General features: G+C 57.4%; 25 protein-coding genes and 1 other RNA gene. 9 read left to right on the top strand and 17 right to left on the bottom strand.

Annotation, left to right across the window (positions count from 1 at the left end; genetic code table 11):
- Positions 1–350 precede the first annotated feature (350 nt).
- Positions 351–1,513, top strand: a protein-coding gene (locus tag PG881_RS06135; RefSeq protein ID WP_270798676.1) for an IS3 family transposase whose coding sequence is annotated in 2 segments (ribosomal slippage) — positions 351–606 and positions 606–1,513 — 1,164 coding nt in all. Because the reading frame shifts where the segments join, the coding sequence is not laid out codon by codon here.
- Positions 1,514–1,833: 320 nt separating this feature from the next.
- Here the strand turns inward: PG881_RS06135 and PG881_RS06130 are convergent.
- The 3 genes from PG881_RS06130 to PG881_RS06120 all read right to left on the bottom strand — a co-directional run bounded on the left by PG881_RS06130 (position 1,834) and on the right by PG881_RS06120 (position 6,173).
- A complete protein-coding gene (locus tag PG881_RS06130; protein WP_270798674.1) occupies positions 1,834–3,873 on the bottom strand; it encodes an ATP-dependent helicase in 2,040 nt (679 codons plus the stop codon).
- The gene (locus tag PG881_RS06125) at positions 3,870–4,856 is read right to left on the bottom strand and encodes a hypothetical protein (protein ID WP_270798672.1); all 987 of its coding nucleotides are present in this window, start codon (positions 4,854–4,856) and stop codon (positions 3,870–3,872) included. The genes PG881_RS06130 and PG881_RS06125 overlap by 4 nt, the downstream gene beginning before the upstream one ends.
- A gap of 72 nt (positions 4,857–4,928) precedes the next feature.
- Positions 4,929–6,173 carry a Fic family protein gene (locus tag PG881_RS06120; protein ID WP_270798670.1) on the bottom strand — a complete coding sequence of 415 codons (1,245 nt, stop codon included), beginning with the start codon at positions 6,171–6,173 and terminating at the stop codon, positions 4,929–4,931.
- A 239-nt stretch (positions 6,174–6,412) separates the two neighbouring features.
- On the opposite strand from PG881_RS06120, the gene PG881_RS06115 reads away from it, so the two are divergent.
- Positions 6,413–7,543 (top strand): hypothetical protein, encoded by a 1,131-nt coding sequence (locus tag PG881_RS06115; RefSeq protein ID WP_270798668.1) that lies wholly within the window; start codon positions 6,413–6,415, stop codon positions 7,541–7,543.
- Between the two features lie 131 nt (positions 7,544–7,674).
- Here the strand turns inward: PG881_RS06115 and PG881_RS06110 are convergent, their stop codons facing one another.
- The 4 genes from PG881_RS06110 to smpB all read right to left on the bottom strand — a co-directional run bounded on the left by PG881_RS06110 (position 7,675) and on the right by smpB (position 10,755).
- Positions 7,675–8,127, bottom strand: coding sequence for an antitoxin Xre/MbcA/ParS toxin-binding domain-containing protein (locus tag PG881_RS06110; RefSeq protein ID WP_223931102.1), 453 nt, complete (start codon positions 8,125–8,127; stop codon positions 7,675–7,677).
- Between the two features lie 216 nt (positions 8,128–8,343).
- Positions 8,344–9,615: an integrase domain-containing protein gene (locus PG881_RS06105; RefSeq protein ID WP_104452560.1), complete on the bottom strand. Its 1,272-nt coding sequence runs from the start codon at positions 9,613–9,615 to the stop codon at positions 8,344–8,346.
- 172 nt (positions 9,616–9,787) lie between these two features.
- Positions 9,788–10,147, bottom strand: a transfer-messenger RNA (tmRNA) gene (gene ssrA, locus PG881_RS06100).
- 119 nt (positions 10,148–10,266) lie between these two features.
- Entirely contained in the window at positions 10,267–10,755 is a 489-nt protein-coding gene (smpB, locus tag PG881_RS06095) for an SsrA-binding protein SmpB (RefSeq protein ID WP_011705343.1), read from the bottom strand.
- A gap of 169 nt (positions 10,756–10,924) precedes the next feature.
- Here smpB and PG881_RS06090 point away from each other — a divergent pair, with 169 nt between their 5' ends.
- Both PG881_RS06090 and PG881_RS06085 read left to right on the top strand, forming a co-directional pair.
- Entirely contained in the window at positions 10,925–11,359 is a 435-nt protein-coding gene (locus PG881_RS06090) for an SRPBCC family protein (RefSeq protein WP_011705344.1), read from the top strand.
- Positions 11,352–11,699 (top strand): RnfH family protein, encoded by a 348-nt coding sequence (locus tag PG881_RS06085; protein WP_016350142.1) that lies wholly within the window; start codon positions 11,352–11,354, stop codon positions 11,697–11,699. Before PG881_RS06090 ends, PG881_RS06085 begins: the two co-directional genes overlap by 8 nt.
- Before the next feature lie 127 nt (positions 11,700–11,826).
- Here PG881_RS06085 and PG881_RS06080 read toward each other — a convergent pair whose 3' ends face one another.
- The 3 genes from PG881_RS06080 to yiaY all read right to left on the bottom strand — a co-directional run bounded on the left by PG881_RS06080 (position 11,827) and on the right by yiaY (position 14,212).
- A complete protein-coding gene (locus tag PG881_RS06080; RefSeq protein ID WP_270798663.1) occupies positions 11,827–12,462 on the bottom strand; it encodes an NAD(P)H-binding protein in 636 nt (211 codons plus the stop codon).
- 124 nt (positions 12,463–12,586) lie between these two features.
- Positions 12,587–12,925 (bottom strand): outer membrane protein assembly factor BamE, encoded by a 339-nt coding sequence (locus PG881_RS06075; protein WP_011705347.1) that lies wholly within the window; start codon positions 12,923–12,925, stop codon positions 12,587–12,589.
- Between the two features lie 135 nt (positions 12,926–13,060).
- Positions 13,061–14,212, bottom strand: coding sequence for an L-threonine dehydrogenase (gene yiaY, locus PG881_RS06070; protein WP_270798661.1), 1,152 nt, complete (start codon positions 14,210–14,212; stop codon positions 13,061–13,063).
- Positions 14,213–14,604: 392 nt separating this feature from the next.
- Here yiaY and udp point away from each other — a divergent pair, with 392 nt between their 5' ends.
- Positions 14,605–15,360, top strand: a complete 756-nt coding sequence (gene udp / locus PG881_RS06065; RefSeq protein ID WP_011705364.1) for a uridine phosphorylase — start codon at positions 14,605–14,607, stop codon at positions 15,358–15,360.
- 121 nt (positions 15,361–15,481) lie between these two features.
- Here the strand turns inward: udp and PG881_RS06060 are convergent, their stop codons facing one another.
- A complete protein-coding gene (locus PG881_RS06060) occupies positions 15,482–16,246 on the bottom strand; it encodes an RluA family pseudouridine synthase (RefSeq protein ID WP_270798659.1) in 765 nt (254 codons plus the stop codon).
- A gap of 151 nt (positions 16,247–16,397) precedes the next feature.
- On the opposite strand from PG881_RS06060, the gene rihA reads away from it, so the two are divergent.
- Together rihA and PG881_RS06050 are read left to right on the top strand one after the other, a co-directional pair.
- The gene (gene rihA, locus PG881_RS06055) at positions 16,398–17,333 is read left to right on the top strand and encodes a pyrimidine-specific ribonucleoside hydrolase RihA (RefSeq protein ID WP_270798657.1); all 936 of its coding nucleotides are present in this window, start codon (positions 16,398–16,400) and stop codon (positions 17,331–17,333) included.
- Between the two features lie 34 nt (positions 17,334–17,367).
- Positions 17,368–17,838, top strand: coding sequence for a hypothetical protein (locus PG881_RS06050; RefSeq protein WP_024943856.1), 471 nt, complete (start codon positions 17,368–17,370; stop codon positions 17,836–17,838).
- A 238-nt stretch (positions 17,839–18,076) separates the two neighbouring features.
- Here PG881_RS06050 and PG881_RS06045 read toward each other — a convergent pair whose 3' ends face one another.
- The 3 genes from PG881_RS06045 to PG881_RS06035 form a co-directional block, all read right to left on the bottom strand.
- Complete coding sequence (locus tag PG881_RS06045; protein WP_029303501.1) at positions 18,077–18,373, bottom strand: winged helix-turn-helix domain-containing protein; 297 nt, start codon at positions 18,371–18,373, stop codon at positions 18,077–18,079.
- Between the two features lie 28 nt (positions 18,374–18,401).
- Positions 18,402–18,932 (bottom strand): DUF1523 family protein, encoded by a 531-nt coding sequence (locus tag PG881_RS06040; protein ID WP_016350163.1) that lies wholly within the window; start codon positions 18,930–18,932, stop codon positions 18,402–18,404.
- 177 nt (positions 18,933–19,109) lie between these two features.
- Positions 19,110–20,732 (bottom strand): methyl-accepting chemotaxis protein, encoded by a 1,623-nt coding sequence (locus PG881_RS06035; protein ID WP_270798654.1) that lies wholly within the window; start codon positions 20,730–20,732, stop codon positions 19,110–19,112.
- 164 nt (positions 20,733–20,896) lie between these two features.
- On the opposite strand from PG881_RS06035, the gene PG881_RS06030 reads away from it, so the two are divergent.
- Complete coding sequence (locus tag PG881_RS06030; protein ID WP_011705371.1) at positions 20,897–21,529, top strand: LysE family translocator; 633 nt, start codon at positions 20,897–20,899, stop codon at positions 21,527–21,529.
- 253 nt (positions 21,530–21,782) lie between these two features.
- On the top strand, positions 21,783–22,571 hold the full coding sequence (locus tag PG881_RS06025) for a DUF1460 domain-containing protein (protein ID WP_270798652.1): 789 nt from the start codon (positions 21,783–21,785) through the stop codon (positions 22,569–22,571).
- 105 nt (positions 22,572–22,676) lie between these two features.
- On the opposite strand, the gene PG881_RS06020 is transcribed toward PG881_RS06025, so the two are convergent.
- From PG881_RS06020 to PG881_RS06010, 3 genes are read right to left on the bottom strand one after another with little or no spacing between them, the layout of a single operon-like run.
- Positions 22,677–23,885: a cation:proton antiporter gene (locus PG881_RS06020; RefSeq protein ID WP_270798650.1), complete on the bottom strand. Its 1,209-nt coding sequence runs from the start codon at positions 23,883–23,885 to the stop codon at positions 22,677–22,679.
- Positions 23,886–23,919: 34 nt separating this feature from the next.
- Entirely contained in the window at positions 23,920–25,023 is a 1,104-nt protein-coding gene (locus PG881_RS06015) for a beta-N-acetylglucosaminidase domain-containing protein (protein WP_270798647.1), read from the bottom strand.
- Between the two features lie 42 nt (positions 25,024–25,065).
- Positions 25,066–26,793, bottom strand: a complete 1,728-nt coding sequence (locus PG881_RS06010) for a potassium/proton antiporter (protein ID WP_011705375.1) — start codon at positions 26,791–26,793, stop codon at positions 25,066–25,068.
- Positions 26,794–26,824: the final 31 nt, after the last annotated feature.

Genomic DNA, 26,824 nt, shown 5'->3' with positions numbered 1-26,824 from the left:
AAATCGGCTCAAACATGAAGAAATGAAATGACTGAGTCAGCCGAGAAGAATTTCCCCGCTTATTCGCACCTTCCCTATGATTGATGTGAGTTTAGTTTCAATGCTGAACAATTAAAGGTTGGTCTTGCTTGTTTCAACGTATTAATGGTAATTCTGAAATTTAAATTGCTGTATGTAAGTGCTTAAAACACCCATGCCAAAAACGTAAACTTCAAATTCGATGAAAATAGCATTCTCAACGTATGTGGGGCTGTAAACACCGCAGCTTGTTTACAGTCCCCCTGTAGTGGTCTAATCATCCCGGACACCATTTTAGGTGGTACAGTCGCCACCATGACCTGAGGTGTTCAATGACAAGATTACGTCGCTCGTTTACTGCCGAATTCAAACTTGAAGCTGCATCCCTGGTGCTTGACCAGGGCTATTCGGTCCCCGAAGCAAGCCGTTCACTGAATGTCGGCGAAACCGTGCTTCGTCGCTGGGTTCAGCAACTCCAATCCGAACGAGCTGGCACAACCCCAATCGGCAAAGCATTGACTCCGGAGCAGCAAAAAATTCAGGAGTTGGAAGCCCGTATCAATCGGCTCAAACGTGAAAAGGACATTCTAAAAAAGGCTACTGCTCTCTTGATGGCGGACGAGTTCACACGTACGCGCTGATAGACCGATTGAGGGAGCAAGCCCCCATCACCCTGGTCTGCCGCGCTTTCGATGTTCCCACCTCCTGTTTTTACGATTATCTGGCTCGCAGGCGGACGATTAACCGTGAGCGCATGCAGCAGCGCTGTGAGTTGCGTCGATTGTTCAAAGCGAGCAGGGACTCGGCAGGCAGCCGCACCTTAATGTCGATGATGCGGGAGTTGGGGTATCAGATTGGCCGATTCAAAGTACGTAACCTGATGAAGGAAGCCGGGCTGGCATCCAAACAGCCGGGCGCACACCGTTATAAGGCGGCACAGTCTGAACGACCGGACATTCCCAATCTGCTGGCCCGCGAATTTGATGTCCAGCAACCCAATCAGGTGTGGTGTGGCGACATCACCTACGTCTGGGCAGGCGGTCGTTGGCATTACCTGGCGGCGGTGCTTGACCTGTACACCCGGCGGGTTGTGGGATGGGCTATGTCAGATAAACCAGATGCAGAACTGGCCATCAACGCACTGGAGATGGCCTATCAACAACGAGGTTGCCCATCAGGCGTACTGTTTCACTCTGACCAGGGCAGCCAATATGGCAGCCGGGCATTTCGGCAACGACTGTGGCGCTATCGCATGACCCAGAGCATGAGCCGACGTGGTAACTGCTGGGATAACGCCCCGATGGAGCGGTTGTTCAGGAGCCTGAAGTCAGAGTGGCTCCCGGTAACGGGATACCTGAGCCTGCGGGAGGCGAAACGGGATATCAGTTATTACCTGATGGATTACTACAACTGGCGGCGTCCACATCACCACAATAACGGGATACCGCCAGCAACAGCCGAAGAACGGCCTAACCAAGTGTCCGGATTTAGTTGACCACTACACCCTGTGTCTATTACCACATAGCCTGAAGTCAATTCTCCCTCTCTCCTTCTGGTATATTTGCATCTAATCATTTTCGAGTTAATGGTTAGATATCGTGTTGTCGTGGCATAGCTGAAATGAGTGGATATAGAGCTGGATCCTGAATACTGGCAAGCATAGCCCCTCAGAACCGCTTAAAAACTCTTTATACTGGTGCTGCGAGGCGTTGCTATGCGGATCGTTGTGCTGAAGCTTGCTTCCGAGCAATAGACCTCCATTGAACTCGATAATTAGCACGAAGCGGAAATCGGCAAGTATCTTGTCCGTGCTCCCTAGACTTTTAATCGCTGAAGATCTCTTAGATACCATTGGTGAAACTTGCTAAGGTCACTCTCCAGTTCCTTAAACGTGTTGTTATAGATCGCATCACTGGTAACAGCGCAAGCAGACAAGCCAGCCTCATAGACGAAGCGAGTGGCTATCGGTGGCTTCTTCGGGGTGCTGTCCCAGTGGTTTCTCAGCCACAGTGTGAGCCCTTCATCAAGAGGGGCAACCAGATTAAGCTGTTGTTTTGTGCGAGTAATTCCGACATAAAACAACCGACGTTCTTCCTCGATGTTCTCGTTGGTCGAGGGGGGGCTCATCGATGTGCGCGCGCTATAAAGATCATCGGTTTTGCCGCCAGGAAATTCTTGCTCATTTAAGCCTATCAGTATCACTTTATCCCACTCTAGTCCCTTGGAACCATGCAGTGTGGAAAGGATGAAGGGTTCGCAGTCAGTCGCAGCCTCTTCCGGGTTAAGGATAAGTTTTAAAAACGTCCGGGAATCGATCTTACTAGAGTCAAGTAGTTCCACGATCCTCACTACTCCTCGTTGCCGATCGTTTGAGCCAGTGCGTGTTACGCCGTCTGAGCCAACATTATCAATAAAACCCTCCATGCCAAGACGGCGTAACACATCAATAGCTGGCGTTTCCTCTCCGTCCTTTTGGCATATAGTGGCTAGTCTTCCTAGCCGGTCTTTTTGGTATTGTGCGCCGTCGAATATCTGACCAAGAACAGTCCATAGATCGGCATGTGGAGCCATCAATCCACTGAGCGCTGCTTTTAATTGCCCTGTCTGCCAGTTAAAACCAGCTTCCTTCAGAAAGCCGTAGATAATCGCTTTTTTGTTGGGGTGGTTTTCAAGTAGCCGCAGATCGCCGTACACAGACAGCAATACGCCGACTACCAGTATTCCGATTTCAGTACGGGTATGTAATGCGCTTGAACCATTGAGGTAGCGATAGGGTAGCCCACACAGGCGTAATGCAATTTCCGCCTCGGCAAGGTTCGCCTTAGTGCGGGACAATATGGCTTGTGTTCCGCTGCTCACCGAAAGGTTTGATAGCACCTTGGATAAGCTGTTATCAAAGTGCAATCTGACCTCCGTTTTTGGGGTGCTAGGATGACTGACACAAAGCTTGGTCAGTTTAGTGGAATTACGCCGAATTACCGAGTTTGCCATCAAGGAAAGCTCATGGCCAAACCTGAACGTGCATGAAAGTTGAAATACCTTCGTATTCTGGTAATGCTGTTCAAACAGGCCACCGATAAAATCTGGTCGAGCACCTCGCCACTCGTAAATACACTGGTTAACATCACCCACAGCCATAACTGACGTATCCTGCTTGGATAGCAAGCGGGTCATTTCATGCTGTATCCAGTTAACATCCTGATATTCATCAACAATGATGTGTTTGAAGTGGGCACCAAGGCTGCTGTCTTTACGCAACAGTGCAACAGCCTCAACCAAACAGTCATCAAAGGTTCGCAGACAGTTTTCCTCCAACAGCTCACAATAGCGGCTATAAGCGCGAATAAATTCTCGTTTGATGTTGTTGAATGTTGGATCATTAGCTGCATCAACAGGAGTTACTGCCGCAGCGCGCCAACAAGAGATAAACAACTCGAAGGTTTCAATTTCATTGGGGTCGATGTAACTCGCCTCATAGTCAAAACCATAGCGATAGGCTTGCTTAATCAGTTGCTCATATCGGTAGTCGTCGGGTGTGATGAGGTTTTTCTTCTTGATTAGCTGTCGGCGCTCCCCGTAACCAACAATCGTTAAGGCCAAACTGTGGAACGTGCGGATTTCTGGTATCACTCTCGACTTCAGTGCTGTTTTCAATTTATCAGTGAAGTTCTCCTGGGCAGATTTGTTGTACATCAAAACCAGGATGGAACGAGGGTCCGTCCCCGTTTTTACTAACCTTTCAATGCGCTTGACGAGAGTGGTTGTTTTTCCACTACCCGGTACGGCTTTTACCAACGCATGTCCGGTATCATGGCCAACAATGCATTTTTGCTCCCAAGTCAGTCTTTTTTTCATGCCTTAACCTTGTAACTGGCGCACTGACGGGCCTCTGTGTAAGGAACTATTTTTGCCTTACTTCGACATTGCAGATAGCCATCCTCCCAGCGGTTTGCTTGCTCGCACATAATGCAGTTAGAAAATAACGAATGAGGATCGGCTTGACGGAGAAAAGTTCTTAAGTTATCGGCCAACTCGACACCTCCTAACGATTTCGGCCATGTGTTGACGTCAGAGTTGATTGTTAGATCCACTTCAGCGAGCCGCATCGTTTGTTCGTTGAGTCGGCCGGAATCGCTTAAGCTCCAAACAGACATAACCACGTTACCTGCGGAGCAGACTCCAGTGCACGTATCAACGGTTTGCGAGGGAGGGGCCCAGTTGAACACTCTCAGAGAAGTATCCTTGATTGAATATGACCCGGTAAGCAACATCTGAATATCGGCGGCAGAGTGAACCTTAAACTCAAGAATCGGGATGCCGGTTTCGATCTTCTCTTGAGAGCAGGGGTGCGTAACAAAAATCTCGACATAACAACGCCTTTCGCCAGCAGCATCACACAACATTATGTCTGGGCGCAGTCCTGTAACCTTATCGTACTTTTCCAACTCCGCCTGATCGAAGAATTGAGTCAAGTTGTAGCGCGCAGGTACGAATTTTAGGCAGTGAAGTGTTTCGTCCCTAACTAATGCCAAACGAGAACCATTACAGGAAACCCGGCGCTCTAGCTCAAGGCTAATAGGTACTTCGTGGCTGAGAGCTTGTTGGTAGCGATAGAAGAATGCTTCTTTGGCGCACTTGTGCAGGTAGGTTTCAACGGCGCAACATTCTTCAGAATGACGGAAGTGCTTAGCATAGTTTTCGCCTAATACTGGCGTGAGGTTTTTTTTACAGCCTGGACAGGTGTAGATACTCGAGCGCAGAGCATCGCTAATGTGCGTGAGTGCGCCTTGGCTGTCTAAGGCGAAGGCGTACTGTATTGAGCTGGATTGACTTGTCATGACTGCAAAGGGTCCCAGAAAATCGCCGCTAAGAACAGGTCTGTGAAACTCATCCTATTTTGAGTCCCTTTATCAGTGATTTGTCAATTTGAGCCTATAACGGGTATTTCTACCGCCTCCACCAGGTTCTTTTTCTAGGCAGTTTTTTTCCAGTAGATCAGTAAGGTGGCGCGTGGCTGTAGATTTGCTCACCTGAGCAATTTTTTGATACTGGCTGGCACTAATGTACGGAAGGCTGTCCTGTGTGTAACCGTCGAGCAAATGGTTCAGTATCATCACCTGTTCAGGGCACAATTGGTCACTAGCGTGTAGCAGCCAGAAGCGGTTTCGAGCAAGCGCATGGGTACATGATTGTTGGGTCTGTTCCAGCGTGACGTTGAGTGTGTCCAAAAACCAAACCAGCCAAGGGGTGATATCCAGACCACCTCTCTGGGTCTGCTCCAGAGTGCGATAGTAATCGGCTTGCTGCTCAAATATTACTACCGACATGGCATACAGACTGATGCTCTGGTTGTCGGCCTGAGAGAGTGCAAGATCGGTGAGGGTTCGGGTAATCCGTCCGTTACCGTCATCAAACGGATGCAAAGTGACAAACCATATGTGGCAGATGGCCGCCCTAAGTAATGGGTCTAGGCAGGGGTCATCGAGACTGGTTCTGAACCATTCGATGAAAGTGGCCAATTCCTGCTCCAGCCCCTCTCGTGGTGGGGCTTCGAAATGCACGATGAGTCGATCACGTGCTCCGGATATCACCTGCATCGGCTCATCACCACGCAGCTGGCCAACGCGTATCTGATGCAATCTCCGGTCATCTGCGGGAAAAAGCCAGCGGTGCCATTGCAGCAAGCGTTCCAGCGTCAACTGCTCATCGGTGCTATAGATTGCATCCACAATCATGGCGGCCAATCCATCAGATCGATCTGAGGTGGGGTAAGGTGTCTGCTCCGATATGCCGAGGTGACGAGCCAGTGATGTACGTACCGATTGCGTATTAAGTCGTTGATTCTCGATGGCCGATGAAGCAATAACATTGGCCAGCAGCGTATCTAGGGCATGTGTCTGATGCGCCAGTGTTGTGTTGTGAGCTGATAAGTGAAGGCCCTGGAGCAACCCCAGATTACGGTGCACTTGGCGTAGCTTTGGCAGTAACTGCCGGTCTTGCCAGCAAAAATTGGGCCACTCATCGTGTTGCCAGATCCAGTCTACGGTCATCGATAATCTCGCTGATTTTGTGTCGCGGGCAAGCAGTGCAATGCCAAAAATGAGCCGAATTGACACCACATTCGGCTCGCGATATGAGCCGATAATAGCCCTCATTCGGCTCATTCCACAACTCACAGGGCTGGTCTACTGGGTGTCGGAGAGGCTCGGGGCGAGAATGGACTCTTGGACAGTGCCACTTACTAGGTTATGATTTGTCTCGGCTGACCAGCCAGACTTTCGCACGAGTCAAAATGGTTACTACTCTCAAGCCACATGATCTCAACCTCAAATCCTCACCTTGGATGGATTAAACGTGCGATGTATACCCCAGGGTAGGACTAGGAGATTGGATCATGACCATCAAAGCGTTCGTCCACACAACCCAACTTGAGCTCAAAGATGTACTAGGCATCTCCCTCAAACGTAGTCATATCTACGAGATGATTGCTGCGGCCTATGGCTACAGTACTTACGCGTCATTGCAAGCTGATGCGATTCTGCTCAGTAATACGAAATGGCAGGTTGCGTTGGATGTAAGTGCAATTGAGGCTAGAGCTGTTATTCTGGGTATTAGTATTCCTGAGCTTGTCGCTCAGAAGTTGGCCACATTGTTAGTGCAAGCTGGTATTATAAGCCTACGCGTAAAAGAGATTTTGAGGAATCGCCTAAACGACGATTACATTACTCAGCTTTATATTCAGAGTAATCAACTTCATCCTAATTCGACTACTGCTAGCCGCTTTAGCTCCTCAGACCATTATGCTGGGGAGTTAATGAGTATGTTTAAACAGAATGAATTTAACTCGCCATTAGTACACCAGGGGTTGGTCCAGTTAAGTGCATTTGCAGACCGAAATGCCTCGTCATTTACCGATTTTGAACTTCATCAGAAATTGTACAGAATAGCCAGTGGCTTTAATGGTGCTGATATTAATGCATTAGTTGACACAGATAAAGAACGATACATTTATTGGTATCATCACTTGAAAAAAGCTGCAATGTCATTTGATATGGATGCTGTTTTCGAGTTGGCATCACATGGACTTGATTCCTCTTTATATATTGGCTATATGGGCAGCAGTAAACGTAGTGAATCTATTGCAATCGAATGTGAAACTCGTGGCATGGTGGTGAATGCTTATTATTGGTGGATTGTTAGTGCAATCAATGGTTCTGTTGACGCAATATATAAGCTGGTTAGTGATTATGATAAGGAAAACTCATTCCGGTGTTGGGTATGGATATTTCTTGCTAAAGAGTTAGGGTTTGATTTACTGACGTCGACAGATACAACTACAAGTTATGATATGCACAGTGGCGATGAAAGTTATACTTTCTCATTACCAGGTAAAATTCTTCCTGCATTGACTCCCCCTGACGTGGATACAAGTATATCCAATATGGCTCAACAGTTAGCATATAAGTTGTATGCTAAATATTTAGAAGATGACATTTTTTTTGAAGAGTATACTCATAATGAGTAACAATGATTTTTATAGATGTTTTTACGGAATGCAGGGGGGGGACACCCCCCCTTTAGTTATAATAAGTCTGGATCTTTTCTCGCAACGCGAGGAAAAACTAAAATTATGGCAGCCAGATGTGTTGTCTTATATTAGTAGACACCATGTTCAATTCGTCCTACTAAGTCTACCACTGCTTGAACTCCTACTGATGTACTCAACAGTTCAGCTGGCATTTTCCCGCCAAGTCCCTTAGCTGGTTGATGTAGCCATGCTATGGATTTGGTATTATCATTTTCATTTAGGGCGCGAGCCGCATCCAGAGCCAATATAACACCATAAACCCTAGAACCTTGTTGAATAGTCAGAGGTGTATTTGTTCTGAGTTTGCGTGAAATAGTATTCTTGCTAATGCCGGTGAGGCGGCATATCGTGCCAACATCTGTCATAACCATTTTAGCGAGCTGAGGAATAGTCTCTGGTGCTACGCCAGCAACAATCCATAGGTGAACTCTCAATAGCTCGCTCGGAATGTTAAGGGCATGTGCAAGTGATCTACTTGTGGTGATGTGAGGACTCATACCATCGTCTGCATAGGTTATCACGTAGCTCTCCTATTTCTATGAGCGATTCTACACCAAGATTTCACCTAGAATAGTTTTGTCGTCTAGAGTGGTGGCAGTCACAGTCAATACAATGTGTCGGTCTGCAAATCTCCATATCTTTGACTTTTGTGAGCTGAATATCGGTAGGTGGATAGGGCCTTCAATATTTCTTTACGTCAAAATTCCATATAGTCCGGGCAATTAGTCAGATGTGGGCTACTCGCCCACAACTGTCAATGCTCTAAAACCGCTAGCCAGAGAGAGGTTCCCTTGGCTAGCCTGTTCAATGTGGTTGCTCCACCACATCATCATTATCACTCGTTGCTCAAAGTAATCTGCACGATTATAGGCACGGCGGATCTCGTTCTCGTCTGCGTGAGACAGTGCTGCCTCGATGGCATCAGGGTTGAATCCCTGTTCGTTTAGAGTGGTGCTACCCAGCGAGCGCAAACCGTGGGCCACCAGTCGTCCGCCATAGCCCAGTCGCTTGAGGGCGGCATTCGCGCTCTGGTCGTTGATGTGGCCGAGTGGATCACGGTAGCCAGGGAACACGAAGGGGCGGTGGCCACTAATCGGTTTCATCCGTTCCAGCAGGGATATTGCTTGTGGTGTCAGAGGGACTCGGTGCGGGCGTTCCTTCTTCATCCGATCTTCAGGGATGTTCCAGACTTTGGCATCGATATCGATCTCATCCCAGCGAGTACCTGCGGATTCGCCTGGGCGAACCAAGGTATGCAAGCTCCATTCAATTTGGCAGCGTGTTGTGAGGTCTAACCTCCCATTTGCAATGTCTGCCATCAGATGTGGCAACTCGGCTGGCTTGAGGGTCGGCATGTGCTTTTTGGTGGGTTTCTTGAATACCTTACGAATGGCAGAGCAAGGATTAGCCTGGAGAAGGCCATGATTGACGCTATAGTCGAGAATTTCGTTAATCCTCTGGCAGAGGCGACGTACAGTCTCATGTTTGCCATCTGCTTCAATTGGGCGAAGAATTTCAATAACTTTAGGCGCACGTATCTGGTCTATGGGCATTGAGCCAATGAAGGGCAACACATAGAGTTCAAGGGAGCGCCACGAATCGGTGGCATAGGCGTCTGTCACATTGTGGCGTTTCAATTCCAGCCATTTGCACGCCATGCGTTCGAACGTGTTGGCACTAGCTTCTTGCTTGGCTTGAGCTGTGGCGATCTGTTCTTCTTTATGGAGCTTGGGATCAATGCCTTGGGCCAGTAGGGTGCGGACTTCTCGCCGCCGCTCTCTAGCAGCGGCAAGGGAGACTTCTGGATAAGTACCAAATCCCATGTTGGTGCGCTTTTTATCGGCTGGTTTTTGGTACTTGAAAACCCATCTTTTCCCTCCGTTAGGCTTAACTCTCAGCTCTAACCCTTCCCCATCAGGTAAGGTTAACTCTTTGATGTCTGCTTTGGCTGTTTTCACTTTAGTGTCAGAAAGCCGGTTTGTTCCTGTCTTACGCGTCTTCTTGTCCATGCCGCCTCTTAGTACCACTGAATTTAGTACCATCGCCCTTGTGGTACTAGTAATGGTACTAAATGAGCTGGTTTCTGGCGACTTCCTCGGACTACTGAGGACAACAAAAAACCCGCAAAGCCTTTGGCAATGCGGGTTTCTGTACTTCTTCGTTCCCGGCCGGAACATGATTTGGTGGAGCTGGGGGGATTTGAACCCCCGTCCAAAATTACTACATCCTTGGCACTACATGCTTAGTCACTCTTTACATTCGCCAACCCGCTGCGGAGAGACACGCCACGAATTGACTAGCTCGATTGGTTTTAATGCTTCCGCCCCGAGCAGGACTTCCACACGATCCTGTGAAGGATGACCTTCCGATTCCCTAGGACACAGGCAAGCTAGGGTAGAAGGGCTCAGCGCAGGTTATTAAGCTGCGAGTGCGTAGTTTTCGTCGTTTGCGACTATTTTTTTGCGGTTTATTAACGAGGCCTACCGCACCTCGGCATGCACCTTGGGTTTCGTGAATCTTGTCGAATCCAGAATCAGCCCCAAGTTGTTAAGAGCGATTGTACGCAAAAATCCTGTCATGGCAAGGCGTTGATGGCAATCGACCGGCCTTGGCCGGTCGATTGCTGGTTTATTGGGCGGCGCCCGGCAGGCGGCGCACCATCAACCGCGGTGCTTGTTCTTCATGATGCGCGCTTTTTCCCGATCCCATTCGCGGGCCTTGGTGTCTTCGCGCTTGTCGTGCTCTTTCTTGCCCTTCACCAGGCCGATCTCGACCTTGACCCAGCACTGTTTCCAGTAGAGGGCGAGGGGAACGACGGTGTAGCCCTGGCGGGCGATCAGGCTCTCGAGCTTGTCGAGTTCACGGCGGCTCAGCAGCAGTTTGCGGGTCCGGGTCGGGTCGCACACCACATGGCTGGAGGCCGCTTGCAGTGGCAGGAAGCTGGAGCCGAACAGGTAAGCCTCACCATCGCGGAAGATGACATAGGCTTCGCTGATGTTGGCCTTGCCCGCCCGCAGAGATTTGACTTCCCACCCTTGCAGGGACAGACCCGCCTCGATCTTCTCTTCGATGAAGTATTCGTGGCGCGCGCTTCTGTTGAGTGCAATGGTGTTGGACCCGGCTTTGTTTTTACTGTTTTTTTTGCTCATGACGGGCGATTTCCGGCAATGACTGGGAGGAGGGCATTATACGTGGGCAAGGGCGGCTGTAAAACGCGCAGCGGGTCAACTGATGGCTTTATGAGCAGTTTGACCGAGGTTTTACCTCCACAAGATGAAACATGATGATAAAATCGCGGCGATTGGATGAGGAAAAGCCATGCCCCGTATTACTCGCAGTGCCCTGGTGATGTTCAGCGCCGAACAGATGTTCAGGCTGGTCAATGATGTTCACGCTTATCCGGAGTTCCTGCCCGGTTGTGTCGGCAGCCGTGTCCACGAAACCGGCGATGACTATATGACGGCCTCGGTCGATGTGGCCAAGGCCGGGATTGCCAAGACCTTTACCACCCGCAATCTGCTCGATGCCAACCGGCAGATCAAGATGGAGCTGGTGGAGGGGCCTTTCAGCAAGCTGGCGGGCTGGTGGACCTTCACGCCGCTGGACGTGGATGCCTGCAAGGTAGAGTTCGATCTCGACTTCGAGTTCACCTCCAAACTCATCGAGCTGGCCTTCGGCCAGATCTTCCGCGATCTGGTGAGTTCCATGGTGCTCGCCTTCTCCAACCGCGCCAAGGTGGTGTACGGTGCCTGATCAACTCAACATCGAAGTGGTTTACGCCCTGCCCGAGCGGCAGACGGTGCTGCGGCTGCGGGTGCCTGCACAGACCTCGGTGCTGGCCGCCCTCGAGCAATCCGGCATTGTGCAAAAACACCCCGAGATCGATCTGACGGTCAACAAGTTCGGCATCTACAGCCGACCGGTCAAGGGCTCCGAGTTGCTGCAAGATGGCGATCGCATCGAGATCTACCGTCCGCTCATCGCCGATCCCAAGGAGATGCGCAAGAAGCGCGCCGAGAAGGCCAAGGAAGAGGGACGTGCCGACGTGGTCACGGGTGGCCGTCCCAATGCCAATCGCAAACATTCTGACTAAATGCCTGCATTGGCAGGCATGATCCTTCGTATAAAAGGTTCCAGCACTGGCACGACACCGCATATAAAAAAGGCGCCTTGGCGCCTTTTTTGATCCCGTCATCTACCCGCCAAGTCGAGGGGCTTCACTACAGCTGGAGCAGCCGCTCGTTCTCGACCACTTCGCAGCCGGCGGGCTGGCGGGAGAGGGCGATCATGGCGCGGGCTACCTGGCCGGCCTCGATGGCGCGCCAGCGGCGCAACCTGCCTATCAGGAGCGGCTTCAGCAACGGGTAGATGGCCTGGAAAAACTGCTCCGAGCGGCGCGGCGGCTGGCGATCTCCCAGCAACATGGCGGGGCGCACGATAGCGAGTCGTGTCCAGGACTGGGCCAGCAGAGCCTGCTCCATCTCCCCCTTGGTGCGCGGATAAAGGGCAGGGGAGTGCGGGTTGGCCCCCAGGCTCGAGACCACCACCAGCCGCTGGCAGCCGTGGCGGCGGGCCAGCTCGGCAAAGGCCAGCACATAGTCAAGGTCGACCCGGCGAAAGGCCTCGGGCGAGCCGGCCTCCTTGCGGGTAGTACCAAGGCAGCAGAAGGCGAGATCCACCGGTTCGGGCAGATTCACCGCGGCCAGCATATCGAAATTGACCGGCAGCCAGTGGCGGGCGGGTTGCGGCGGCCCGGGCTTGCGGCAGAGCAGGGTCAGTTGGTGCTCCGCGGGCAGTTGCCGCACCAGCTCACGGCCGATGAGGCCGGTGGCTCCGGCGATCAGGATCCGGCTCATGCTGCTCTCCCTGTGTGATGAAAGTGACGCCCGCATCCGCTGAGGGGCTGCCCTCTGCCAGCGGGTCGTCCGTGGCTGGCGGCGCTAAAACAAAACCGGCGCGAGGCCGGTTTTGTGGATGGGATCAGAGCGGGGTATGGAAGGCCGCTGGCAGCGGGAAATCGCCGGTGACCGTGGCCAATCTGTCGTTGGCAAAGGTCAGGGTGAGCTCCTTGCGCTCTTTCTCGCCGCGCCCCGGCTGGAATTCATAGAGGTAATACCAGGTGTTCGGGTCAAAGCCATCGCGCAGCATGGCGGAGCCCAGCACGAACTCGACCTGCTCGCGGGTCATGCCCTGGCGCAGTTTGTCGACCTGTTTTTGTTCCACATAGTTGCCCTGAGGAATATCGATGCGATAGACCAGGCTGCAACCGGACAGGGTGAGGGCGGTCAGGGCCGCGGCAATCAGGTGTTTCATCCGCATATCGAGTTCAGATCATCCATTCAAGTCTTTTTAAGCTCGGCAAATCATACCGGCTCCCTCTACGGAAGTAAAAAGCCATTGATCCATCAGCCAATAAAAAGGGCCGCCATGCGACCCTTTCTGCCGATTGCGCCCTTACATGGCGGCGCGGAAGATGGCGACGATCTCTTCGTGGCTCGCCTGTTTCGGGTTGGTGAAGCCGCAGGCGTCTTTCAGGGCGTTCTCGGCCAGCAGGTTGAAGTCATCGGCCTTGACGCCCAGCTGCTCCAGCCCGGCCGGGATCTTCACGTCCAGCGCCAGCTGCTGGATGGCGGCAATGGCGGCGGCGGCCCCTTGCTCGTCATTCATGGCGCTCACGTCCACCCCCATATGACGGGCTACATCCTTGAGCCGGCCGGCGCACACCTGGGCGTTATAGGCCTGTACGTGGGGCAGCAGCACGGCGTTGCACACCCCGTGCGGCAGGTCGTAGAAGCCGCCCAGCTGGTGGGCCATGGCGTGCACGTAGCCCAGGCTTGCGTTGTTGAAGGCCATGCCGGCCAGGAACTGGGCGTAGGCCATCTGCTCGCGGGCGTGCAGATCGTCGCCCTGATTGACCGCGGTGCGCAGGTGCTTGGCGATGAGCTGGATGGCCATGATGGCGCTGGCATCGGTCACCGGGGTGGCGATGGTGGAGACATACGCCTCGATGGCGTGGGTCAGCGCGTCCATGCCGGTGGCGGCGGTGAGGCCGGCGGGTTTCGCCAGCATCAGCTCGGGATCGTTGACCGACATCAGCGGGGTGACGTGCTTGTCGACGATGGCCATCTTCACGTGGCGAGCCTCGTCGGTGATGATGCAGAAGCGGGTCATCTCGGAGGCGGTGCCGGCGGTGGTGTTGATGGCGATGAGCGGCAGCTGCGGCTTGGCGGAGCGATCCACCCCTTCGTAATCCTTGATGCTGCCGCCGTTGGCGGCCACCAGGGCGATGCCCTTGGCGCAGTCGTGGGGGGAGCCGCCGCCTAGCGAGATGACGCAGTCACAGCCATTGGCCTTGAGCATGGCCAGACCCGCTTCCACGTTGGTCATGGTCGGGTTGGGTTTGGTCTCGTCGAAAACTGCGCTTTCAATGCCATGTTCTGCCAGCAGGCCGGCGACCTTGGCGACCACGCCGATCTGGTTGAGGATCTTGTCGGTGACGATCAGCGCCTTGCGATGGCCATAACCCTTGATATCGGCTGCCGCCTCTTGCAGACAGCCTGCTCCCATCAGGTTGATAGCGGGAATGTAGAACTTGAATGTCGCCATGATGGACTCCGTTTTATTAGCCATTAAGTGGTATGCGGGCGCCAACATAACATCGTCAGAGGGGATGAAAAGGGGTCAATGGTATCTGCTTTGCAACTTTATGGACTCGATCACGTACCGGAAACATGGGGCGCGACAGGGATTGACAAGGGCCCTTGCCCGTTCGCGGGAAGAAAAACGTTTTTCAATTAATTCATCAGGTTAGCAAACGTTTTGCGCCGAATTTGTCACTGTCAATGCAAGGAAGTGTGAGATGCTTCAAGGAATTGGAAAGCGCTTTCGACCATAGTTGGCGCCTCCCCGACGAGGGGAGTGAAGGCTTGAAAGTACCATAAAGAATCATCTTAACTTGCGCCCTGACCATGCTGGTGGGGAGCAACCAGGAGTCCACTATGTCTGATGTATTTCACTTGGGTTTGAAGAAAGCGGATCTGCAAGGCGCCACCCTGGCGATCGTCCCTGGTGATCCCGAGCGCGTGAAGCGCATCGCAGAGCTGTTGGATAACCCGGTGCACCTGGCCAGCCATCGTGAATTCACTACCTGGCGCGGCGAGATGGACGGCAAGGCCGTGATCATCTGCTCCACCGGTATCGGCGGCCCGTCCACTTCCATCGCGGTGGAAGAGCTGGCTCAGCTGGGCATCCGTACCTTCCTGCGCATCGGCACCACCGGCGCCATCCAGCCGCACCTGAACGTGGGCGACGTGATCGTCACCACCGGTTCCGTGCGCCTCGACGGTGCCAGCCTGCACTTCGCGCCGATGGAGTTCCCGGCCGTGGCCGACTTCGACTGCACCACCGCGCTGGTCAACACCGCCAAAGAGCTGGGTTCCAAGCTGCACATCGGTGTGACTGCCTCCTCCGATACCTTCTACCCGGGTCAGGAGCGTTACGACACTGTATCCGGCCGCGTCGTGAGCCGTTTCCAGGGTTCCATGAAAGAGTGGCAAGCCATGGGCGTGCTGAACTACGAGATGGAATCTGCCACCCTGCTGACCATGTGCACCAGCCAGGGCCTGCGTGCCGGTATGGTGGCTGGCGTCATCGTCAACCGTACCCAGCAGGAAATCCCGAACGCCGAGACCATGGCGAAAACCGAATCTGATGCCATCAAGATCGTACTGGGCGCTGCCCGCAAGCTGATCTGATAGCACCACCACGAGTGGGGGGTGGGGGCCGTTGCGAAAGCACGGCCCCTATCTTTATCCGCCGTTTACCGCTTTGCCCCTCTTCTGCTTGCCTGCCCCTTCATTTCTTCCCTGTTCCAGGTTACCCCGGTTGCCCCGTCATGGCGGCCAGCGCCTGCGCAAAGGGCGCCTCACAGCGGATCTGCATCGGCTCGCCGCTGACCGGGTGGACAAAATCGAGTTCACTGGCGTGCAGCATCAGCCGCGGCGCCAGCTCGCAGCCGGGCGGCAGCAGGCCGCCATAGAGATCGCAGCCGAGAATGGGATGGCCCAACTGCTGGCTGTGGATACGTAGCTGGTGGGTGCGACCGGTCTCCGGCACCAACCGCACCCGGGTCAGCGGCACTGTCTGTCCCTGCATCTGCTGTTCCAGCCGCTCAATCACTTGATAGCGGGAGCGGGCGGGTTTGCCGTTGACGGCGCAGATGCTCATCAGCGGAAACAGCGCCGGATCCTTGGCGATGGGGGCATCGATCACTCCCTCATCGTCGACCAGATGGCCACACAGCAGAGCGCTGTAGGCCTTGCTCACCGCCCGCTGGCTGAACTGGCGGCAGAGCAGGGCGTTGATGGCCTTGTTCCTGGCCACCAGCATGATGCCAGAGGTGCCAAAATCGAGGCGATGGACCAGGGCGCAACCGGGGTAAGCCTGCACCAGCCGATGGTGCACCGAGTCGAGGTTCTGCGGGTTCTTGCCCGACAGGCTCAGCAGGCCGCTCGGCTTGTTAATGAGCAGCAGGTGCTCATCCTCGAACAGGATCTCGATGGTGGCCGCACAGGGCGGGGCGATGAAGGTGTCGACGATGACGGACATGGGGCGCACGGTTAGAAAAGGGAGGGGGATCATACCCGAACCGGCGAAGCGCGGCGAACTGACTTGAGTGCCGCCGGCAAGTGATTGATCTGTTTGGCCAAGGCGTTTTGTGACTCCCTCCAGAGTTAATTCTGCCGCCGCTTGCTAAGGTATGGCTCCCTGTCATGTTGTAAGGAGTCCGTCCATGGCGTTGCCCGTTATTCTCGATTGCGATCCCGGCCACGATGATGCCATCGCCCTCATCCTGGCGCTGGCCAGCCCTGAACTCAAGGTGCTGGCGGTCACCACCAGCGCCGGCAACCAGACGCCGGACAAGACCCTCAACAATGCCCTGCGCATCCTCACCTTGTTGGGGCGTGACGACATTCCGGTGGCGGCGGGGGCTCCCAAGCCGCTGGCCCGCGAGCTTATCATCGCCGACAACGTCCACGGCGAATCGGGTCTCGATGGCCCCAAACTGCCGGATCCGGCCTTTGCCCCCGTGGCCATGACCGCCCTTGAGCTGATGGCCAAGTGCCTGCGCGAGAGCCCGGAGCCCGTGACCCTGGTGCCGACCGGCCCGCTCACCAATATCGCCCTGTTGCTGGCGGCCCACCCCGAGCTAAAGCAGAAGATCGCCCGTATCGTGTTGATGGGCGGCGCGGCGGGGCCAGGCAACTGGACCCCGGCGGCGGAATTCAATATTTATGTGGACCCGGAAGCGGCCGATATGGTGTTCAAGTCGGGGCTCCCCATCACCATGTGCGGGCTGGATGTGACCCATGAGGCGCAGGTGATGGACGAGGATATCGAACGGGTGCGCGCCATCACCAATCCGGTGGCCCAGTGCGTGGCCGGGCTGCTCGACTTTTTCATGATCTATCACCGGGATCCCAAGTGGGGATTTGCTGGCGCGCCGCTGCACGACCCCTGTACCATTGCCTGGTTGCTGGCCCCCGCGCTGTTTCACGGGGTTGAGTGCCGGGTCGATATCGAGACCGGCGGCACCCATACTAGCGGCATGACGGTGGTGGATCGCTACGGTCTGACCGGCAAAGCGGCCAATGCGCTGGTGTTGCTGGGGCTGGATCGGGCCGGTTTTATCGATCTGCTGGTCACGCGGCTGCGGGCCTTTGACTGAACGCAGTTCCACTCTTGCAAGAAGGGGCGAAGCGATGTGGAAGACAGGGCTGGCACTGCTGGCCGGGTTGCAACTGACGGGGTGTGCCACGCCGTTCGAGTCGATGTGGCAGGGGCTGGCGACCTGCGAGCTGGATGATCTCTATCTCGACAGCGAGACCGGCCAGCCGGTGCACCCGCAGCTCAAACAGTTCACCCCCTACAAGGTGACGGACGGCTTTGCCTGGTACAAGACCCGCCAGGATCTGCACGGTCTGCCCATCAGCGGCTTTCTCATCCCCTCGTCCACTTTCGAGGTGCATGCCCTGTTCGTGGATACCCCCATCGCCAATGCGCGGCGTCTGACCCACAACGCCTATGGCAGCGAGTTTTCCGACGAGCAGCAGCACGACGCCGGGCTGGCGCCCCTGCTGTTGCGTGACCCCAACAACCCCAAGCGCTCCATCATCGACTGCACCAAGGGGGAGACCCAGGATCCATTGCCGGAGGAGCCGTTCCCCGAATGAGGACTCTGTCGGCCGGGCCACTCCTGGCTGACAAGATACAAGAAGGGCCAGCCTTGTCGGCTGGCCCTTCTTTATTTGGCGGATTGGATCCTGTTGCAGGCTGGCTTGCTCAGCCTGCCCCAGTCACAGACGATCAAGTCCGTGGCTTCAGGGGTAACCCAATGTCATCCTTGATGGCCGGCAGTTGGGCCTTTATCCAGGCAGGATTGCTCGGATTGTCCCCCAGTCACAGACGACCTCAGGGGTAACCCAGCGTCTCCTTGATGGCAGGCAATTGCGCCGCGATCCAGGCGGGATTGATGGGCCCCCAGTCACTGATGCGATAGTGCCCCTGCAGATGACGAGCCCCCTCGGTCTGCTCGAAGCCGCAGCTGATGTCCAGCTCGGCCAGGGCGCTGAGCGTATCCTGCGCGGTGCGGCGCGGCATGCCGGTCGCCTCCATGATGGCCGGCACCGTATCCGTGCCCTGGCTGATGAGCCAGGCCACGTAGAGCCGGCGATAGAAGCTGGTGCGCGTCTTGCTCGGCTCACTCATTGTCCGTTCCTCCGGCAAGCGGCGTCGCTCATATCTCGTCCTCGAGCCGATCGAAGTAGCGCCAGGTGGCGATGGCAGCCTTGCCCATCACCAGAGCCCAGATGCCGAACCAGAACCAGCGGAAGAAGCTCCAGGTGGAGGCGTCGGGCTCGGTGCTCTCAATCTTGGTGACGTTGGGGAACATGGAGAACATGTTGATGCGCCAGCCGTAGGAGGTAATGATGGCGAGCCGCTTTTCGAACTCCATCGACTTGGCCTTGGCCTGCACGTCGGCGGCGTTGAACTTGAAGTAGAAGGGCCAGCCCCACTCGGTGTCTTCGTTGCGGAACACGCGGATCTTCTCACCGGGTCGCTCGGTATAGATGTAGTAGACGTCGGTGGTGGGACCGTCGGCCGGGTTCTTCTGGCTGATGGGGCCATCCTTGTCGGTGCGTTTCACCTCGACCCCGGTGATGGTGGCGATGGTGTGCTCCGGCAGATAGAAATCGAGCCAGATGGCGGAGACGAGGGCGATGAGCCCGAGGCCGATGAAGGCCGGTTTCTTGAAGGACAGCTTCATGATGATCTCGCATGAGGGGGAGTGACGTGCCTCTACCATACCCACATTTGGTGAGGTAGCCCAGCCCCCAATGAAGCCATGTTATAAAAAAGAGCGTTTAAAACAACAACAAGCCGTCAGCTTCATTAACAGCAAGGCCCCGGATCCGGGGCCTTGTCTGTACTCACGAGGGCGTGGTTACAGCTGGAACTGGGCCAGCTGCTTGCGCTGCTGCTCGGCGAGCTGTGACAGTTCGTGACTGGCGGCGGCACTCTGGCTGATGCCGGCCGCGTTCTGGTTGACGATCTCGTGGATGTTGGTGATGTTGCGGTTGATGTCGGCGGTGACACAGGACTGCTCCTCGGCAGCGGTGGCCACCTGGGCGTTGGCGCCGTTGATCTGGTTGACCGCTTCGGTGATGCAGCCCAGCAGCGCCTGCACCTCGCCGGAGAGCTGCTGGTTGTGGGCCAGGATGGCGAGGGTCTCCTGCACGCCGCTGTTGGCCGACTGGGACTGGCTCTGCAACTGCTCGATGATGGCCTGGATCTCCTTGGTGGAGTCCTGGGTGCGGGCCGCCAGCATGCGCACCTCGTCGGCCACCACCGCAAAGCCGCGGCCGGTTTCGCCGGCGCGGGCGGCCTCGATGGCGGCGTTAAGCGCCAGCAGGTTGGTCTGCTCCGAAATCCCCTGAATGACCTCGATCACCTTGCCGATCTGCTCGGACTGGGACTTGAGTTGGGCCACCTGCGCGGCGGCGCTCTCGAGGCTGCCCGCCATGCGGCTGTTGGCCTGGATGCTCTCGGCAAACAGCGTCAGCCCCTGCTCGACCCTGTCGTTGGCATCGCGCGCCAGTTCATCGGCCAGGGCGGCGTTGTGGTTGACGTTGTCGGCGGTGCTGGCCAGCTCGGTGACGGCGGAGGCGACCTGCTCGGTCTCGCTGCGCTGCTGCTGGGCGTTGGCTTCGGACTGGGTCATCACGGCGGCGAGCTCGGTGGCGGCGGAGGCCACGTTGCCGCTGATGCCGGTCAGGGTCTGGATGGTGTTGCCAAGCTGGGTCAGGGTCTGGTTGATGTCGGCGGCCAGCTGGCTTAGCTCGTTGTCGCCGTCGGCAGCGGCGCGCACGTTGAAGCGGCCCTGGGCCACGGCGCGCATCACCTGCTGCAGCTGGCCGATGGGGCGCACTATCTGGCCGGACAGCCACCAGCCGCCAAACAGGGCAGCCAGCAGGGCCGCCCCCATCAGCAGCAGGGTGCGCAGCAGGGTTGAGTGGTAGTGGGCCTGCTCCTGGGCGATCTCATCCTGGATCAGCTGGTTGATGTGGGCGGACATGGCATCAATCTGCTTGATGAGATCTTCCCCCAGCTCGCGAAAGCGCAGGCGGGCCTGCTCGTAGGCGGCGGGATCGCCGCTGCCCTGGTGCTTGGCGGCCAGCAGCGGCAGCATGTTGTTGCGGGTGTGGCCGAGGTAGGCCTGCAGGGCGGCCGCCACCCGGCTGTTGTCCTGCTCGGCGCCGGTGATGACCAGTCTGGCCAGGATGGAGCCGATCTCCTGCTCGGCGGCGGTGAGGTCACCGGGCAGCGTGGCAAAGCGTTCGGGGTCGTAGAGGCCATAGATGGCGGTGGTGCGCAGCCGGTAGGTGGCGTGGATCAGGGTAGCGATGTCGTCCTTGTGACGGGTCACGCTGACGGTGGTGTCGTTCATGTCGCCGATGGCGCTGTCGATGTCCTGCTTGCCGATCCCGATCATCAGGATCATCAGCAGGCTGGCGAGCAGGAGAGGAATGAGTACTTGCAGACGGATAGAGAGATTATTCAATGACATGAAAGATCCTGACCCAGAAGAGGAACAAGGCGGCATCTTACACAGGCGCGACAAACCTTGTCACAGGTTTTTATGGCTGAAATCATGCTGAACGAAAAGGTTTTTTCTTGTGTTAAATGAATGTGATAGGCAAGATCGTCGGTCTGTTACCATGGAGGTGTAGTGTGTCCGACTGGATCGATCCCGCCATTCTGGCGCTGTTTATTCCCACGTTCTTTTTTGTCTCCGTGACTCCCGGCATGTGCATGACCCTGGCGATGACCCTCGGCATGAGCCTGGGGGTACGCCGCACCCTGCACATGATGTGGGGCGAGCTTATCGGGGTCGGCCTGGTGTCGGTGCTGTCGGTGATCGGGGTGGCGGCCGTCATGCTCAACTACCCGGCGCTGTTTGCCGCCTTCAAATACGTGGGCGGCGCCTATCTCATCTGGCTCGGCATCCAGATGTGGCAGGCCAAAGGCAAGCTGGCCATTCCGGCGGATCTGTCGGCGGCCCAGGAGACCCGTCCCCTGGCGCTGGCCATGCAGGGTTTCGTCACCGCCATCGCCAACCCCAAGGGGTGGGCTTTCATGGTCTCCCTGCTGCCCCCTTTCATCAACGCGGCCAAGCCGATGGCGCCGCAGATCAGCGCCCTGGTGGCCCTGATCCTGGTCATCGAGTTCTCCTGCCTGCTGCTCTACGCCAGCGGTGGCCGCACCTTGCGCCACTTCCTCGCCAAGAGCGGCAACGTCACCCTGATGAACCGGATCGCCGGCTCCCTGATGTTTGGCGTAGGGGTCTGGCTGGCACTGGGTTGATGCCATCGCTTGCCAGCTGGCCTGACTCTGCCGAAAAGCCCCGCCCCGCGGGGCTTTTTCGTGATGCCTGCGGATACAAGGACCGACCATGGATGTGCTGATCGGGGCGGGATGGGGGAGGCTGGCCACATTTGCTTACATTTATCCGGTTTGCAAACGGTCGCAACATCGTCAGTCTCGAATGGCATTTGCTTGCGGCCGCAAGAGGATGCAAACGGTCCGTTTTTAACATTCTGAGCAAGGAGAATTAAGGATGATGAGGCTAACCAGCGTTGCATTGCTGCTCTTTGCCGGCGCGGCGGTCGCCGGCAAAGAGAGGAACCTCGATTTTTACAACATCGAGGAGCCGCAGCTTATCGAGCTGTTTGCCCGGCCGCAGGGCTCGCCGGGTCAGTCGATCAGGGATTTTTCCGGGCTCTTTCTGGGCAATCCCTACGTCGCCAACCGGCTGGTCGGCTCGAACGATACCCAGGAGCAGCTGGTGGTGGATTTTGGCGAACTCGATTGCTTCACCTATCTGGATTATGTCGAGTCGCTGCGTCGCGCAACGAGTGTGCATCACTTCATCGAGAACGTGATGCACACTCGTTACGTGAACGGTGAGGTCAACTACCTGACCAGAAAGCACTTCTTCTCTGACTGGGTGCATGGCGACAACCGGGTGAGCGACGTGACCCATCTGGTGGGCGGCGCCGTGGTGACCACGGCCAAGCAGCTCAACCAGAAGGCGGACGGTGGCCACTACATTCCTGGGTTGGGGGTGACGGCACGGGACATCACCTACATTCCCTCCGCCAGCATCGATGAGAACACCCTGAGCCTGCTGGAAGAGGGCGACTACATCGGCATCTATACCGATCTCGCCGGGCTCGACGTCACCCACACCGGCATCTTCATCCGTGGCGAGAACGGCCCCGTGCTGCGCAATGCCTCCTCCCTCTCGAGCAACATGCAGGTGGTGGACTCCCCCTTCCTGGAGTATGTGCAGAACAAGCCGGGGATCCTGGTCTACCGGGCTCAGGCTGAGGGGGAGAGCTCCTAGGGCAGGCTTGACTGTGGCCGGCACGGGCGGGCCTGGTGCCTGACAAAAGAAAAGCCCCGGGGTAATCCCGGGGCTTTTTCGTTGGCGGCGTATCCCCTTAATAGGTCAATGGGGCTTGAAGCGGGCGACCCAGGGGTTGGCGCTGATGCCGTGCAGGATGACGCTCAGGATGATGGTGCAGAGCACGGTGGCGATGATGGGGCGCTGGCCGAGGAGGGCTGGCTCGTGCTGCAACACCATCACCGCAAAGACGATGCTGGCCAACCCGCGTGGGCCGAACCAGCCGATGAAGAGCTTGAGCTCGGGCTTGAGGCCGGTGCCGAGCAGGCTCAGCCAGACCGGCAGTATGCGCAGCAGGGTGAGGCTGGCGGCGGCATAGAGCCAGTATTGCCAGTGCAGCAGCTCCGTCAGCATGGGCATCAGGGTGGCGCCGAACACCATCCAGATCACCACCGAGAGCAGATCGCCGTACCCCTCGCAGCTGTCCAGGTAGGCGTGCTTGTGCTCCCCCAGTTTGCGGCCGATCAGCAGGCCGCCGACGAAGGCGGCGATGAAGCCGCTGCCGCCCAGGGTCTGGGCCAGCGCGAAGCAGAGCAGGGCCAGCCCCGGCATGGTGAGCTGGCGCCAGAGCGGCAGCTGCCAGCCGTTGAGGTAGGAAGTCTTGAGCAGGCGCAGGGTGAGGCTGGTCAGCCCCCAGGCTACCAGCAGGCCGATGCCGATCTCCTCCAGCAGCAAGGTGAGAGCCAGCAGGCCGGTGCCGCTGTGCTGCTCGGTCGGGGCGATAAGGGCGAGCAGCAGGAGCAGCACGGGTACGCAGATGCCGTCGTTGAGGCCGCTCTCCTGATTGAGCCCCTCCCGGATGGGGGCGGGCACCGCCGGGTTGCTCACCACTGCCTTGCCGAGTGCCGCATCGGTGGGGGCGAGTATGGTGGAGAGGATCGCCATCTCCAGCAGCGGCAAATCGGGGAAGAGCCAGTGGCCGAACAGGGCGCCGGCCGCCAGGGTGAGCGGCAGCCCGATCAGCAGCAGCCGGATGGGCAGGGCGCGGTTGGCCTGCAGCACCTGCCAGTTGGTGTTGGCCGCGTCGCTGAACAGCACTATGACCAGGGTCAGCTCCGCCAACAGCTTGATGCCGTCGCTGTCGATGGAGAGGGAGAGCAGCTCGATGCCGCCCGGCCCCAGCAGCCAGCCCATCAGCAAAAACAGCAGGGGGCCGTTGACGAGTCGCGATTCAAAGCGCCCGGCGATCAGGCTGTAGACCAGCAGAAAGGCGGCGATCACCGCCAGGTTCTGGTAAATCAGGGACGCATCCATGCAGCCTCCTGTGGCAGGGTCTCTGTGGTGAGGGTCAGTCGGTCAAACAGTCCGGGTCGAACACGTATTCGCCATCCAGCCAGCGCAGGATCTCGCCGACGCAGGATTGGTCGCGAAATGGCAGGTAGCGGGCCTTGAGATGGGCCACCTGCTCAGGGGTCAGCTGGGCCAGCCCTATGTCCTGAAACAGCGGCAGATCGGCCTGGATCATGGCGGAGATCTGCGGGCCGCAGGTGGCATTGAGGGAGGCGTGCAGCGCCTTGTCCGGATCGTACTGCTTGCCGAGCTTGTAGCTCATCGGCAGGGTGGCCAGCGGCAGCACCGACAGCGCCGCCTGCTTCATGGGGTTGACCGCATGGCCCGAGGTCAGCTCGGCGAGTTCCGCCGGACGGTTCTCGAAGGCGCGCAGGTGCAGGAAGCTGCTGGCCTTGCTGCCGTCGTTGACCGGGTAGTTGTCCCACAGGAACGGCTTGCGATGCAGCCACTCCGCCACCTGCTTGAGGTGGGCCGCCGGATAGTCGCTGGAGCAGACTTTGGGGCCGGTCCAGAAGATCTCGAAGCGCTTGTCCAGCCCCTGCCCCAGATCCTGCAGATAGTGGGGCGGCATGGCGCCGAACACCTTCTCCAGCACGGGGTCCGTGCTGTAGTAGCTCGGGCAGAACAGCAGCCGGCCGGCGCGGGTGTGGGCCGCGATGTCGTGGGCGATGGTGAGCTGCCAGTGGGCGAGATCCGGGGTATCCCCCTTCATGTCGTCAAACAGCACGGCCAGGATGTCGGGTTTGAGCTCATCCTCGATGAGCCGCACCTTTTCCAGCAGGGCCGGCCGCTGGCGGGCATAGTCGTGGTGCGCGCCCATGGGGCTCAGGCCCACCCCGAAGGCGAGGCCGTTGTCGCGGCACTGGCGGGCGAGCTGGCGCAGCGCCTCGAGTTGGGCGGCAGGCCAGGGCTTGGCCCAATGCTTGCGCAGGTAGCCATCTTCCTTGGGGGCATAGAGATAGAAGCCGTAACCGTGGCGGGGCAGCCACTGGGCGTAGCGGGCGCGGGCTTCCCAGCTCCAGCCCTTGCCAAAGAAGCCCTCGATCACCCCCAGCTGGGGCGAAGGGGGTTGCAAGCCGGACAACAGGGTTTGGTAAGGCATAGGTAACTCCCTTCTCGCAGAGGACGAGGCAGACAACGACGATCAGACCGGATCTTCTTCCAGAAAGCGCACCCCGATCTTGCGGGGCTCACCCTCGTCCATTTCGGCCACGGTCCAGATCAGTCCCTGCCATTCGACGTGGTCGCCGACCACCAGATTATCGCCCAACTGGTGGGCAATGAAATGGCCAAGGGTCTGATCCGCCACCTCGCTCACATCCAGCCCGTACAGGGGGGCGAGATCCACCAGGTTGGCGGCCGCCTCCAGCAGGAAGTCGCCGAAGAAGCGCGGGCCCAGATCCTGCTCTGGCGCCTGGCTGAACAGCTGGCCGAGGGCGGGCAGGTCGCGCTCGTGGCCGATGACGCAGAGGATGTCATCGGATTGCAGACAGGTACTGCCCGAGGGGTGCAGCAGCTCCTGATCCCGGAACAGGGCGCAGATGCGGGTGCCCTTGGGCATGCGCAGATCCCGCAGCGGCGAGCCGATGCACCACTTCTCGTCGCTCAGGCGATAGACGAATGTCTCCCACTGGCTGTCGAGATCGATCTCGAGCCCGGAGCGGTTGATGGGCGAGGGGGGCGCCGGCACTTCCACCCGCGCCAGCCTGGAGGCCAGCGGCAGCGAGCTGCCCTGCAAGATGAGCGAGACCAGCACCACGAAGAAGGCGACATTGAAGTAGAGCTGGGCGTTGGGCAGCCCCGCCATCATGGGGAACACCGCCAGAATGATCGGCACCGCGCCGCGCAGGCCGACCCAGGAGATGAACCAGCGCTCGCGTGGAGCGAAGTTCTTGAACGGCAGCAGCCCGATCCAGACCGAGATGGGGCGGGCGAACAGGATCATCCACATGGCCAGCGCCAGCGCCGGCAGGGCGATGGGCAGCAGCTTGTGGGGGGAGGCGAGCAGCCCCAGCACCAGAAACATGCCGATCTGGCTGAGCCAGGTCAGGCCGTCCAGCACCGACAAGGTGGTGCTGCGGCTGCGCAGGGAAAGGTTGCCGAGCAAGAGGCCGGTGAGATAGATGGCTAGGATGCCGCTGCCGCCCACAGCCGTGGTGAGGGCGAAGATGAGCAGGCCGCCGCTGACGGTGAGCAGCGGGTAGAGGCCGGGGGCCAGCTTGGCGCTGTTGATGAGCTTCCACAGCAGCCAGCCGCCGCCAAGGCCGATGCCGGCGCCCAGCCCAAACTGCTTGAGCAGCTGCAGCAGCAGAAAACCGGCGTTGAGGTCTTGCTGGGCGCTGGCCAGCACCTCGATCAGGGTGACGGTGAGAAACACCGCCATGGGGTCGTTGCTGCCCGATTCTATCTCCAGGGTGGCGCTGACCCGCTCGTTGAGGCTGCGTCCGCCGAGCAGGGAGAACACCGCTGCCGCATCGGTGGAGCCCACGATGGCGCCGATCAGCATCCCTTGCATCAGGTTGAGGTCAAACAGCCAGGCGGCGGCGAGGCCCGTGAGGCCAGTGGTGATGGCCACCCCGACCGTGGCCAGCGACAGCGCGGGCCAGAGCGCCACCCGAAACGAGGAGACCCGGGTTCGCATGCCGCCGTCGAGCAGGATGATGGCGAGCGCCAGGTTGCCCACCAGATAGGCGATGGAGTAGTCGGCGAAGTGGATGCCGCCGGGGCCATCTTCACCGGCCAGCATGCCGACGGCGAGGAAGATCACCAGGATGGGGATACCGAGACGGGAGGAGAGCGCGCTCAACAGGACACTGGCGCCCACCAACAAGGCCGCGACGAGGAAAAAACTGTTGATGGTGACGGCATCCAATGGCGAACTCCTTCTGTCAAAATGCAAATCA

The organism is Aeromonas sp. QDB54, from assembly GCF_027707385.1.
Lineage (GTDB): Bacteria > Pseudomonadota > Gammaproteobacteria > Enterobacterales > Aeromonadaceae > Aeromonas > Aeromonas hydrophila.
This window is presented reverse-complemented; position numbering and strand designations above follow the sequence as displayed.